At 68.0% G+C, this 12867-nt stretch carries 8 protein-coding genes and 1 tRNA gene; 7 read left to right on the plus strand and 2 right to left on the minus strand.

The window, feature by feature from the left end; genetic code table 11:
• Window positions 1-124 precede the first annotated feature (124 nt).
• A tRNA-Met gene (locus tag ACFJIX_RS11790) sits at window positions 125-201 on the minus strand.
• A gap of 100 nt (window positions 202-301) precedes the next feature.
• Between ACFJIX_RS11790 and ftsY the strand changes: the two genes are divergently transcribed.
• Entirely contained in the window at window positions 302-1558 is a 1257-nt protein-coding gene (gene ftsY, locus ACFJIX_RS11795; protein WP_377160190.1) for a signal recognition particle-docking protein FtsY, read from the plus strand.
• A gap of 177 nt (window positions 1559-1735) precedes the next feature.
• On the opposite strand, the gene ffh is transcribed toward ftsY, so the two are convergent.
• Window positions 1736-3130, minus strand: a complete 1395-nt coding sequence (gene ffh, locus ACFJIX_RS11800) for a signal recognition particle protein (protein ID WP_377160192.1) — start codon at window positions 3128-3130, stop codon at window positions 1736-1738.
• Between the two features lie 45 nt (window positions 3131-3175).
• Here ffh and ACFJIX_RS11805 point away from each other — a divergent pair, with 45 nt between their 5' ends.
• From ACFJIX_RS11805 to ACFJIX_RS11830, 6 genes are all read left to right on the plus strand, one after another.
• Entirely contained in the window at window positions 3176-4009 is an 834-nt protein-coding gene (locus ACFJIX_RS11805) for an inner membrane protein YpjD (protein WP_377160194.1), read from the plus strand.
• A gap of 50 nt (window positions 4010-4059) precedes the next feature.
• On the plus strand, window positions 4060-4374 hold the full coding sequence (locus ACFJIX_RS11810; protein ID WP_377160196.1) for a PP0621 family protein: 315 nt from the start codon (window positions 4060-4062) through the stop codon (window positions 4372-4374).
• A gap of 14 nt (window positions 4375-4388) precedes the next feature.
• Window positions 4389-6137, plus strand: a complete 1749-nt coding sequence (locus ACFJIX_RS11815; protein ID WP_377160198.1) for a sensor histidine kinase — start codon at window positions 4389-4391, stop codon at window positions 6135-6137.
• Complete coding sequence (locus ACFJIX_RS11820; protein WP_377160200.1) at window positions 6127-7779, plus strand: sigma-54-dependent transcriptional regulator; 1653 nt, start codon at window positions 6127-6129, stop codon at window positions 7777-7779. The genes ACFJIX_RS11815 and ACFJIX_RS11820 overlap by 11 nt, the downstream gene beginning before the upstream one ends.
• Before the next feature lie 546 nt (window positions 7780-8325).
• The gene (locus ACFJIX_RS11825) at window positions 8326-11253 is read left to right on the plus strand and encodes a ribonucleoside-diphosphate reductase subunit alpha (RefSeq protein ID WP_377160202.1); all 2928 of its coding nucleotides are present in this window, start codon (window positions 8326-8328) and stop codon (window positions 11251-11253) included.
• A 281-nt stretch (window positions 11254-11534) separates the two neighbouring features.
• Window positions 11535-12707 carry a ribonucleotide-diphosphate reductase subunit beta gene (locus ACFJIX_RS11830; protein WP_377160204.1) on the plus strand — a complete coding sequence of 391 codons (1173 nt, stop codon included), beginning with the start codon at window positions 11535-11537 and terminating at the stop codon, window positions 12705-12707.
• The last annotated feature ends 160 nt before the right edge of the window (window positions 12708-12867 follow it).

Below are 12867 nucleotides of genomic sequence, written 5' to 3' on the forward strand. Positions count from 1 at the left end.
GGGCCGTCGCGACGCGATGGCCCCTTGTCGCTGATGGATGCTGGAGACACCGATTCGGCGACCCCCAAACGGCGACTCCAAACGGAAAACCCCGCAGAACTTGCGTTCTGCGGGGTTTCGTATTTGGTGGCGCTTCAGGGATTCGAACCCCGGACCTGCGGATTATGATTCCGTCGCTCTAACCGGCTGAGCTAAAGCGCCTTGCGAAGACAGCGACTATAGCAAAGTTTTCGCAGACAATGCAAGCCCCGCCGATCACGGCATCGACAGTTCGGCGCGCGAGTCCCACTCGACCCCCTCCATGTTCAGCTTCCTCAAGAAAAAACTGGGCTTCGGCTCCGCCGAACCCACGCCGGCCCCCGCTCCCGAAGCGGCGCCTGTTCGTCGATACGGCGCCCCCGCCGGCCTCGGCCTCGGCTTCGGCCGTTGTGCCATCGCCGGTCCCGGCCCCTGCGCTCGCAGCGCCGCAAACCCTGACCCCATCGCCAACGCCAGCGCCCGCTCCGGTCTCAGCCCCGGTCTCAGCCCCGGTCTTGGCACCGACACCCGTTGCTCTGGCTCCGGTTGCAGCGCCGACGCAGCCCAGCTTCCACCCACCGTAGCGCCTGTTCCCGCTCCCGCACCGGCGCCTGTGACGCCGCCGGTCGTCGAGGTGGCGCCGCGCAAGAGCTGGATGGACAAGCTCCGCCAGGGACTGCGCAAGACCGGGTCCAGCATCTCCCAGGTCTTCACCGGCACGCAGATCGACGACGCGCTGTATGAAGAGCTGGAGGCCGCGTTGCTGATGGCCGACGCGGGCGTGAAGGCGACCGAGTTCCTCCTCGAGGACTTGAAGCGCCGCGTGAAAGACGCCAAGGCCACCGAGCCGGCCGCCGTGCGGCAGTTGCTTGTGGACGCGCTGACCGAGCTGCTGCAGCCGCTGCAGCGTCAGCTCGTGATCGGCGAGCACTCGCCGACAGTGATGATGGTGGTCGGCGTCAACGGCGCCGGCAAGACGACCAGCATCGGCAAGCTCACGCGCCACCTGGCCGATGCCGAGGCCAACGTGCTGCTGGCCGCGGCGGACACCTTCCGCGCGGCGGCGCGCGAGCAGCTCGCCGTGTGGGCGGACCGCAATCGCGTGCAGATCGTCAGCCAGGAGGGTGGTGATCCGTCCGCGGTGACCTTCGACGCGGTCGTCGCCGGCAAGGCGCGTGGCTGCGACGTCGTCATCGCCGACACCGCCGGCCGGCTGCCGACGCAGCTCCACCTGATGGAGGAGCTCAAGAAGATCAAGCGTGTGATTGCCAAGGCCCAGGAGACGGCGCCGCACGAAGTGCTGCTGGTCGTCGACGGCAACACTGGCCAGAACGCGCTGATGCAGGTGAAGTCCTTTGACGACGCGCTCGGACTCACCGGGCTGATCGTCACCAAGCTCGACGGCACGGCCAAGGGCGGCGTGCTTGCGGCGATCGCGCGCGAGCGTCCGATCCCGGTGTACTTCATCGGCGTCGGCGAGAAGCTCGAAGATCTGCAGACCTTCGACGCGCGCGAGTTCGCGCAAGCGCTGCTGGAGTAACGACCGAAGTCCCGGGTCGCAAAACCGTCGAAGGACGGGGATGGTTGGGGACGGTGATTCGTGGGGTTTCGGCGCTTGCCGCCGGGGCCCCATGACTCGCCGGCCAGCGCGCCGAACCAAGCAGGCAGCAAAAGAAAAGGGCTCCGTGTTGGAGCCCTTGTCATTGGTGACTGACGGTCACATCGGGAACCCGCCGCCCCCGCCACCCATGAGGTTCTTGAGCCCGCCCATCTTCTTCATCATCTTCATCAGCCCGCCGCCCTTCATCTTCTTCATCATCCCCTGCATCTGGTCGAACTGATTGAGCAGGCGGTTGACTTCCTGGATGTGGACGCCGGCGCCCGCGGCGATGCGGCGCTTGCGGCTGGCCTTGGACTTGCCGTCCATCAGCAGCGACGGCTGGCGGCGCTCCTTGGCGGTCATGGCGTTGAGGATGCCTTCCATGCGCTTCATGTCGCGCTCGGCCTTGTCCATGTCGGGCTGGCCGGCCTTGGCGGTCATCTGGGTGGGCAGCTTGTCCATCAAGCCGGACAGCCCCCCCATCTTCTTCATCTGCGAGATCTGCGCGAGGAAGTCGTTCAGGTCGAAGCCGTCGCCGGACTTGAGCTTCTCGGCCAGCTTCTGCGCCGCCTCGACGTCGACGCCCTTCTGGACTTCCTCGACCAGCGCGACGATGTCGCCCATGCCGAGCACGCGGCCCGCGTGGCGGTCGGCGTCGAAGACCTCGAGGCCGTCGATCTTCTCGGACACGCCCGCGAACTTGATCGGCGCGCCGGTGATCTGCTTCACCGACAGCGCCGCGCCACCGCGCGAGTCACCATCCAGCTTGGTCAGCACGATGCCGGTCAGCGGCAGCGCTTCCTTGAAGGCCTTGGCGGTGTTGATCGCGTCCTGACCCTGCATCGCGTCGACGACGAACAGCGTCTCCACCGGCTTGAGCGTCGCGTGCAGGTCGCGGATCTCGGCCATCAGCGCCTCGTCGATCGCGAGCCGGCCGGCCGTGTCGACCAGCAGCACGTCGAAGAAGTGGCGCTTCGCATGATCGAGCGCCGCCAGCGCGATGTCGTGCGGCTTCTGGTCCGGCGCCGACGGGAACCATTCGGCGCCCGCCTGCTTGGTCACCGTCTTGAGCTGCTCGATCGCGGCGGGGCGGTACACGTCCGCGGAGACCGTCAGCACCTTCTTCTTGCGCTTCTCGGTCAGGTGCTTGGCGAGCTTGGCGGTCGTCGTCGTCTTGCCGGCGCCCTGCAGGCCGGCCATCAGGATGATGGCAGGCGGCTGCGCGGCGAGGTTGATGTCGGCGACGCCTTCGCCCATCGTCGCGGCCAGTTCCTTGTGGACCACCGAGACCAGCACCTGGCCCGGATTCAGCGAGGCGACCACCTCCTGGCCCAGCGCCTTCTCCTTCACGCGGGCGATGAAGTCGCGCACCACGGGCAGCGCGACGTCGGCCTCCAGCAGCGCCATGCGTACCTCGCGCAGCATGTCCTGCACGTTGGACTCGGTGATGCGGGCTTGGCCCCGCATGGTCTTGACGAGCCGGCTCAGTCGATCGGTCAGGGTGGATGCCATCGTTTCGGCGCCGCGCAAGCGGGCGCGCCTCATTACACTTTGCGGATGATTTTATCGTCCGCCTCCGCCGAGCCCAGCGGCCTGCTCCTCGCCGCCCTCAGCGCCGCCGGGGCGTTGGCCTATGCCGCCGCTGCCGTCTTCGCCCATCGGCGGCCTCGCACCTGGCGCGCGGTGCTGGTCCTGGCCTGGCTGCTGCACCTGGCCGCGCTGGTCGTGGACATCGGCGGCATCGGGGCCGAGCCGGTCAACGGCGGTCATGCCGCGCGCTTCGGATTCGCGCCGTCGCTGTCGATGACGATCTGGCTGATGATCGGCGTCTATCTGGTCGAAAGCCGCTTCCTCCCGCTTCCGTCGGCGCAACGGCTGCTCAGCGTGCTGGGGCTGGTCGTGATGATGGTGGCCTGGGCCTTCCCCGGCGAGTACCGCCCGCAGGCGGGCTCGCCGCTGGCGCCGCTGCACTGGGCGATGGGCCTGGCGTCCTACGGCCTGTGCGGCGTCGCGGTGATGCACGCGGTGATGCTCAACCGCGCCGAGCGCCAGATGCGTTCGCAGAAGGGGCAGGGCGCGCCTGCCTTCGGCACGCCGCTGCTGCGGCTCGAACGCCTGACCTTCCAGTTCGTGGGGGCGGGTGTCGTCGTGCTGTCGATCGCCCTGCTGCTGGGCGTGGCCTTCACGCCGCAATGGCGCTGGGACCACAAGACCTTGTTCGCCGTGCTTGGCTGGATCGTGCTGACCGGGCTGCTCACCGGACGCCGCGTGTTCGGCTGGCGCGGCAGGCGCGCCACGCGCTGGCTGTACTTCGGCGCCGCGCTGCTGCTGCTGTCCTACGCCGGTTCGCGCTTCGTGCTGGAAGTCGTGCTGCAACGTCCACCGGTCTGATCGCAGATCGCCCCCGTGTTCCTCTCCTCGATCCTCCCGACGCCCTCATCGTGATCAAGCTGCTCTTCTGGATCGTCCTGCTGGCGGTGGTCGCCTTCATGCTCGGCTTCAAGCGCGGGCGGCCGGCCTCGCGCGAAGAGCGCGGCCCGACCGCGCCCCCGCCGTCCTCACCGGCACCCGCGCCGCCCGCGCGCGAACTCGAGTCCATGGTGAGCTGCGCCGAATGCGGCACGCACCTGCCTGCCGGCGAGGCGGTGCCGGGTCGCGGCGGCCAGTTCTGCAGCGTCGCGCATCGCGCCGCCCATGAGGCGCGCCTGGACGTGGCCGAGGCGGAGCGCGCCCGCGGCGGCGGTGCCGGGACTTGACCGCCGGAGCGCGCATGGCCACCAACGAGGCCCGCGGCGCCATCAGCGCCAGCACCATCCAGCGGCTGTACCGTGCCTTCATGGGCGCGCGCGCCGCGCTCGGCCTGGCCTTGCTGGCCACGCAATCGCTGGCCGGCCTGATGGGCGCGCGGCCGACGGGCTGGGTCGCGCTGCTGGCGCTGATCTACGGCGTGCAGACGGTGCTTGCGTGGCTGCTGCCGCGCTGGTTCGGCGGCGGCGAAGCGCCGCCCAAGGACCGCCCGGGCCTGAGCGCGCGCCAGTTCCTGGTCAGCATCGGGGCCGACCTGCTGCTGTTCACGGGACTGCAGTTGCAGGAACCCGGAGGACCCTACGGCGCGCTGTTCTTCATGCCGGCGCTGATGGCCGGGGCGCTCTTGCCGCGCCTGCGGGCGCTGGGCTGCGCCGCGCTGCCGAGCCTGGTGCTGCTGACGCTCTCCGGCTGGGCCGTGCTGAGCGATCGCGACGGCGCGTTGCGCATCAGCCAGGCGGGTCTGCTGGGCTGCGGGCTGTTCGTCGTCACGTTGCTGTCCAACGAGATCGCGTCCCGTCTGGCACGCGAGGAGCGCGCCGCGCGCGGCAGCCTCGAGTACGCCCGCCAGCAGGCCGACCTCAACCGCCTGGTCATCGAGGAGATGGAGGAGGGCGTCCTCGTCGCGGACCGCCGCGGGCTGGTGCGCACCGCCAATCCGGCGGCGCGCGCGTTGCTGGCGGAGGGCGCCGCGCTGCGCTCCGGCGCCTTCCGGCTCGACACGACGCCGGCCTGGAAGCCGCTGCTGCGAGCCATCGAGAAGGCCTTCGGCGGCGAGCACTGGCCCGAGTCCGGCCGCGACCTGCTGCTGGACTTCGGCCGCGGCAAGCAGCGCTCGTTGCGCGCGCGGATGCGTTTCACGCAGCGGCCGGTGGACGGCGACGACCTGTGCGTGCTCTTCCTCGAGGACAACCGGATGCTCGAGGCGCGCAACCGCCAGGAGAAGCTCGCCGCGATGGGGCGCGTGTCGGCGGGCATCGCGCACGAGATCCGCAATCCGCTGACCGCGATCGCACAGGCCAATGCGCTGATGGCCGAGGACCTCGCGGACGACCCGCGGCTGGAGCCGCTGACCCGCATGGTGAGCTCCAACGTGGAGCGGCTCAAGCGGCTGGTCGAGGACGTGATGGAGGTCGCGCCCGGCATCGCGCCGGTGTCGCTGACGCTGGCCGCCGCGCCGCTGGTGCGTGAGTACTGCGCCGACTGGGCCGCGACGCAACGCCTGCCCGAAGGCGACGCCAGTCCGCTGCGCATCGAGATCTGGCGTGACGGCCTGCTCATCAGCTTCGAGCCCGAGCATCTGCGTCGCGTGCTGATCAACCTGCTGGACAACGGTCTGCGCCACGCGCGGCCCGGGCCCGGCGCGCTGCGCGTGCAACTGGCCGAGTCGGACGAGTGGGTGCGACTGTCGGTGTTCAGCCGCGCGGAGGCGATCCCGCCGGAAGTCGAACGACATCTGTTCGAGCCCTTCTTCTCGACGCGCAGCCGTGGGTCGGGTCTCGGCCTGTACATTTGCCGCGAGCTGTGCGAGCGCTACGGCGCCCGCATCAGTTACCACCGCCATGCCGCGCCCACGGGCGGCCCGGCGGATGCCGAAGCCAACGAATTCCGCGTGCTGCTGCCGCGGCCGGCGACGCCGGCCGGCGTGCTGGCCTCGATCCCGTCCGCGGGGCCGGACTCCTACTTCCCTGACACCGAACTCCATGAGCGCTGATCCCCGCCTGCTGGTCGTCGACGACGAGCCCGACCTGCGCACCCTCTACGAGATGACGCTGCTGCGCGAGGGCTTCACGCTGGACAGCGCCGGCACCGTCGAGGATGCGCTGGAGCTGCTCGGTTCACGCCGCTACGACGCCGTCATCACCGACATGCGGCTGCCCGACGGCAGCGGGCTGGACATCCTGCGCTGGCTCGAGCAGCAGGGCCGCAGCGAACGCGCGCTGGTGATCACCGCCTACGGCTCGGCCGAGAACGCGGTCGAGGCGCTCAAGGCCGGCGCGTACGACTACCTGACCAAACCGGTCGACCTGCGCCAGTTCCGCATGGTGGTCGCGTCGGCGCTGGGGCGCGCGTCCAAGACCGAAGGCACGGTGCCGAGGCCCTTCTCGTCGGCCCCGCCCGCCGTGGCTGGTGGCCTGTCCGGTGGCGCCTCGCGCGGAGCCGCTGCTGCTGCTGCCGCCGACACCGATGCGGACACCGACGCGTTCGCTCCGACCGCGCCGGCCACCTTCGACGTGCTGCCCCCGGTGGATGCACCCAGGCCCGGGACGCCGGAACGGCGCAAGGCCCCGCGCCCCGCGCCGCCGCTGACCGGGTCGACCTCGGCGCTGGAGCGGCTGGTCGGCGATTCGGCACCGATGCGGCAGGTGCGAGAACTGATCGAGAAGGTGGCCCGCAGCATGGCGCCGGTGCTGATCAACGGCGAGTCCGGCACCGGCAAGGAACTGGTCGCGCGCGCGATCCACGACGTCAGCGCGCGCCGTCCGCAACCGTTCATCGCGGTGAACTGCGGCGCGATTCCGGAGCAGTTGCTGGAGGCCGAGTTCTTCGGCTATCGCAAGGGCGCGTTCACCGGCGCGAGCGAGGACCGCGAGGGCTTCTTCCAGGCCGCGCAGAACGGCACGCTGTTCCTCGACGAGATCGGCGACCTGCCGATTGCGATGCAATCCAAGCTGCTGCGCGCGCTGCAGGAGCGTTCCGTGCGTCCGGTCGGCGCGGTGGCCGAGATCCCCGTCAACGTGCGTCTGCTCAGCGCCACGCACAAGGACCTGGCGGCCGAGGTGGCGGGCGGTCGCTTCCGGCAGGACTTGTATTACCGGCTCAACGTCATCCAGATCCGCGTCCCGCCGCTGCGCGAGCGCATGGAGGATCTGGCGCCCATCAGTGCGCGGATCCTGCTGCGCATCGCCGCCGACGCGGGCGTCGCGCCGGTCCCGGTGTTGACGACGGCCGCGCTGGCGACCCTGTCGCGCTACAGCTTCCCCGGCAACGTGCGTGAGCTGGAGAACCTGTTGCATCGCGCGCTGGCGCTGTCCAGCGGCGATGGCATCGATCTCGCGGCTCTCGGTCTGCCCGACAGCGTGCTGGGCCCGGACGACGCGCCGGTCGATCCTGCCTTCGGCAGCATGGATCCGTCGCTGGCGGCTGTGCTGCCGGCCGAGGCCGGCGGCGGCGCACCGCTCCCGTCCGATCTCGCGGCCTACCTGGACGAAGTCGAGAAGCAGATCCTGCTGCGGGCGCTCGAGCGCCATCGCAACAACCGCACGGCCGCCGGCGCAAGCCTGGGTCTGTCGCTGCGCCAGATGCGTTACCGCATGGCGCGCCTGGCGATCTCGATCGGCGGCGACGAGTCCTGACCCCCGACTGTCTTCTGCGCGCATTGCGACCATGACCCCACCGCAGGTGGCGACTCAGGGAAGGTCCTCATCGGACTTGTCCTAGCCCCCAGGGACACCCTGCGAAGTCGTCATCGAATTGCCATCGTCGCAAGCGCAGCAACCATGGGCGTTCGCAGCGCATTCGGTCCGCCAGCCCGCGTGGATCCTGGCGGTCCGGACGCGATGTGCGAATCCATCGGGCATGTGCGGGGTCAGGTCTTCCGGCTAGCCCAGCGGGTGGCGGACGTCAAGCGGGGAGGACGCTACCGCTAGTTCCTTGAAGGTCCGGAGACCACTAGATATAGTGTTTTGCATGCTATCCTGCTGACTTCGCAAACACGGCGATGAATGCTCCATCAGAAGTCTTGTCCGCAGTGCCGGCCCCCCAGCCGGAGGAGCGGAATCACCAAGCCAAGGCGCATCTTCAGCATCGCGAGCACCACCTGACCCCCTGATCGTTTGGCCCTTCGGAAAAGCCGGGCCGGGCGCAGCATTTTTTGTTTTCCAGACCAGAACGAGGATCCCATGCAGACAGTCGCCGCCACACCGACCGCTGAAACGGGCCTGGCGCAGGCTCCCCGCGAGTCCGCCGCCGCTTCGGCCAGCTTCCCGCAGCACCAGATCATCCGCCGCAACGGCGCGGTGGTGCACTTCGAGCCGAGCAAGGTGGCGGTGGCGATGATGAAGGCGTTCCTCGCGGTGCACGGCACCAGCGGCGCCGCCTCCGCGAGCGTGCGCGAGACCGTCGACGCGCTGACCGACTCCGTGACCCGCGGCCTGCTGCGCTCGCGTCCGGCCGGCGGCACCTTCCACATCGAGGACGTGCAGGACCACGTCGAGCTGGCGCTGATGCGCGGCGGTCACCATGAAGTGGCGCGCGCCTACGTGCTGTACCGCGAGCGCCGCACGCAGGAGCGTGCCCGCCAGGGTGAACAGCAGCAGGCCGCCGTGCTGGAGTCCGGCATCTCGGTGACCGAGAACGGCGTGCGCGTCCCGCTCGACCTGAACAAGCTGGCCGCGCTGATCGCGTCGAGCTGCGAGAACCTGGGCGCCGACGTCAAGCCGGACCCGATCCTGGCCGAAACGAAGCGCAACCTGTACGACGGCGTGCCGATCGACGAGGTCTACAAGGCCGCCATCCTGGCCGCCCGCACGCTGATCGAGAAGGACCCCGGCTACACGCGCGCCACCGCGCGTCTGCTGATGCACACGATCCGCCGCGAGATCCTGGGCGAGGACGCGACGCAGGCCGAGATGGCCACCAAGTACGCCGACTACTTCCCCGGCTTCATCAAGAAGGGCGTGCAGGCCGAGCTGCTCGACGAGAAGCTGCAGCAGTACGACCTGGCCAGGCTGGGCGCCGCGCTGAAGGCCGAACGCGATCTGCAGTTCGACTACCTGGGCCTGCAGACGCTGTTCGACCGCTACTTCCTGCACGTCGACGGCACCCGCATCGAACTGCCGCAGGCGTTCTTCATGCGCGTCGCGATGGGCCTGGCCCTGGGCGAGATCGACCGCGAAGCCCGCGCCATCGAGTTCTACGAAGTCCTGTCGACCTTCGACTTCATGAGCTCCACGCCGACGCTGTTCAACGCCGGCACGCGCCGCTCGCAGCTGTCGAGCTGCTACCTGACGACGGTGGCCGACGACCTGGACGGCATCTATGAAGCGCTGAAGGAAAACGCGCTGCTGTCGAAGTTCGCCGGCGGCCTGGGCAACGACTGGACGCCGGTCCGCGCGCTGGGTTCGCACATCAAGGGCACGAACGGCAAGTCGCAAGGCGTGGTCCCGTTCCTGAAGGTGGTCAACGACACGGCCGTCGCCGTGAACCAGGGCGGCAAGCGCAAGGGCGCCGTCTGCGCCTATCTGGAGACGTGGCATCTGGACATCGAGGAATTCCTCGAGCTGCGCAAGAACACCGGCGACGACCGCCGCCGCACGCACGACATGAACACGGCGAACTGGATTCCCGACCTGTTCATGAAGCGCGTCATCGAGGGCGGCGACTGGACGCTGTTCAGCCCGTCGACCTGCCCGGACCTGCACGACCTGTTCGGCAAGGCCTTCCAGACCGCCTACGAGGCGTACGAAGCCAAGGTCGACCGCGGCGAGCTCAAGCTCTACAAGCGCATGCCGGCTCGCGACCTGTGGCGCAAGATGCTGACGATGCTGTTCGAGACCGGCCATCCCTGGATCACGTTCAAGGACGCCTGCAACGTCCGCAGCCCGCAGCAGCACGTGGGCGTGGTGCACTCGTCCAACCTGTGCACCGAGATCACGCTCAACACCAACGACAACGAGATCGCGGTCTGCAACCTCGGCTCGGTCAACCTGGCGCAGCACGTCAAGGACGGCCAGATCGACCAGGAGAAGCTGAAGAAGACGGTGTCGACGGCGATGCGCATGCTCGACAACGTCATCGACATCAACTACTACGCGGTCAAGAAGGCGCGCGACTCGAACCTGCGCCACCGTCCGGTGGGCCTGGGCATCATGGGCTTCCAGGACGCGCTGTACCAGCTGCGCGTGCCTTACGCCTCGGACGCCGCGGTGGAGTTCGCCGACCGTTCGATGGAAGCCGTCTGCTACCACGCCTACTGGGCCTCGACCGAGCTGGCCGCCGAACGTGGCCGCTACAGCAGCTATCGCGGTTCGCTGTGGGACCGCGGCATCCTGCCGATCGACTCGCTGGACCTGCTGGCCGAAGCCCGCGGCGGCTTCGTCGACGTGGACCGTTCGTCGACGCTGGACTGGGACGCGCTGCGCGCCAAGATCGCCCGCGACGGCATGCGCAACAGCAACTGCGTGGCGATCGCGCCGACGGCGACGATCTCCAACATCATCGGCGTCGACGCGTCGATCGAGCCCTGCTTCGGCAACCTGTCGGTGAAGTCCAATCTGTCGGGCGAGTTCACCGTGGTGAACGAGCACCTGGTCCGCGACCTCAAGAAGCTGGGCCTGTGGGACGACGTGATGGTCATGGACCTCAAGCACTTCGACGGTTCGCTGCGCCGCATCGACCGCGTGCCTGAAGAGCTCAAGCAGCTCTACGCGACCGCGTTCGAAGTCGACACCGTGTGGCTGGTGGAAGCCGCCGCGCGCCGTCAGAAGTGGATCGACCAGGCGCAGAGCCTGAACATCTACATGGCCGGCGCGTCGGGCAAGCGCCTGGACGACACCTACAAGCTGGCGTGGCAGCGCGGTCTGAAGACCACCTACTACCTCCGCACGATGGGTGCGACGCACGCCGAGAAGAGCACGGTGCAGAACGCCGGTCAACTCAACTCGGTGAGCAGCGGCGGCAGCGGCGTGAGCGCCGCGCCGGTCGCGGCGGCACCGATCGTCGTCGCTCCGATCGCTGCATCGGCGGCGCCGGAACTGGGGAATGCGACGCCGGCCACCGACGTCACGTTCTGCGCGATCGACGACCCCGGTTGCGAGGCCTGCCAGTAATCGAAACAGGAGGTGTCGGCGTCATGCGCCGACACCTTCGACGCTCGCGATGCGAGTGTTCATCGATGTTTGCGGCGATCGACGGTTTTTTCCGCGACGCTTGCCGACGATCGATGAACGCTTGATACGACGCCCCGCCGCGCTCATCAGAAGGCGCGCAGCACACGGTCCCACGCCGCCAATGCGATGCGGACCAGCAACAGCGAAGCGGCGTCAAAGTCAAGAAGTCCTTTGTGTTTGAACACAACACTCCGATAATCCGCGACCATAGGAAGACCACCATGCTGGTTTGGGAAGAAGACCGTAAATCCTCGAGCAACGCGCCGCAGTCGGGCGCATCGATCCACGCAGCGACGCCCGCCGTCGCGCGTGATGCCGCCACCGCCGCGGCTGGCTCGGTGTCCTCTTCTGAATCGACGACCAGCACCGCGAGCGAGCGCCGCGTGAACGTCGCCGACAAGCGCATCATCAACGGCCAGACCGACGTCAATCAGCTGGTGCCGTTCAAGTACAAGTGGGCGTGGGAGAAGTACCTCGCCACCTGCGCGAACCATTGGATGCCGCAGGAAGTGAACATGTCGCGCGACATCGCGTTGTGGAAGGACCCGAACGGTCTGACCGACGACGAGCGCCGCCTGATCAAGCGCAATCTGGGCTTCTTCGTCACCGCCGATTCGCTGGCCGCCAACAACATCGTGTTGGGCACCTACCGCCACATCACGGCGCCCGAAGCCCGCCAGTTCCTGCTGCGCCAGGCCTTCGAGGAAGCGATCCACACGCACGCGTACCAGTACATCGTCGAGTCGCTGGGCCTGGACGAGAGCGAGATCTTCAACGCCTATCACGAGGTGAAGTCGATCCGCGACAAGGACGAATTCCTGATCCCGTTCATCGACGCGATCATGGATCCGAACTTCGTCACCGGCACGCCCGAGAACGACCAGACGCTGCTGAAGTCGCTGATCGTCTTCGCCTGCCTGATGGAAGGCCTGTTCTTCTACGTCGGCTTCACGCAGATCCTGGCGCTGGGTCGCCAGAACAAGATGACCGGCGCGGCCGAGCAGTACCAGTACATCCTGCGCGACGAGTCGATGCACTGCAACTTCGGCATCGACCTGATCAACCAGATCAAGCTTGAGAACCCGCACCTGTGGACGCCTGAATTCCGCGCGGAGATCAAGGCGCTGTTCCAGAAGGCCGTGGAGCTCGAGTACCGCTACGCTGAGGACACCATGCCGCGCGGCGTGCTGGGTCTGAACGCGGCCATGTTCAAGGGCTATCTGCGCTACATCGCGAATCGCCGTGCGACGCAGATCGGCCTGGAGCCGCTCTTCCCGAACGAGGAAAACCCGTTCCCGTGGATGAGCGAAATGATTGACCTGAAGAAGGAACGCAACTTCTTCGAGACGAGAGTGATCGAATACCAATCGGGCGGCGCCCTGTCCTGGGACTGAGTTCCAGGCGGGAGCGACCTCCGAGCATTGTTTGTTGAAGAAGAGATCAAGCTTGGCGATGCACTTTGAGACCGACGCAGAAGCGGCTCGAGCGCATCGCACCCCGATTCACCGCACCGCGGATCGCAACTCCCGCGAGTCGTGGGCGGTGAATACCTGC

The organism is Roseateles sp. UC29_93 (assembly GCF_042695725.1).
Lineage (GTDB): Bacteria > Pseudomonadota > Gammaproteobacteria > Burkholderiales > Burkholderiaceae_C > Roseateles > Roseateles noduli_A.

What these genes read in the sequence shown, in the direction of transcription:
- ftsY (WP_377160190.1), top strand. Translation starts at nt 302, where the DNA reads ATGTTCAGCTTCCTCAAGAAAAAACTGGGCTTCGGCTCCGCCGAACCC.
- ffh (WP_377160192.1), bottom strand. Translation starts at nt 3,130, where the DNA reads ATGGCATCCACCCTGACCGATCGACTGAGCCGGCTCGTCAAGACCATG.
- ACFJIX_RS11805 (WP_377160194.1), top strand. Translation starts at nt 3,176, where the DNA reads ATGATTTTATCGTCCGCCTCCGCCGAGCCCAGCGGCCTGCTCCTCGCC.
- ACFJIX_RS11815 (WP_377160198.1), top strand. Translation starts at nt 4,389, where the DNA reads ATGGCCACCAACGAGGCCCGCGGCGCCATCAGCGCCAGCACCATCCAG.
- ACFJIX_RS11820 (WP_377160200.1), top strand. Translation starts at nt 6,127, where the DNA reads ATGAGCGCTGATCCCCGCCTGCTGGTCGTCGACGACGAGCCCGACCTG.
- ACFJIX_RS11825 (WP_377160202.1), top strand. Translation starts at nt 8,326, where the DNA reads ATGCAGACAGTCGCCGCCACACCGACCGCTGAAACGGGCCTGGCGCAG.
- ACFJIX_RS11830 (WP_377160204.1), top strand. Translation starts at nt 11,535, where the DNA reads ATGCTGGTTTGGGAAGAAGACCGTAAATCCTCGAGCAACGCGCCGCAG.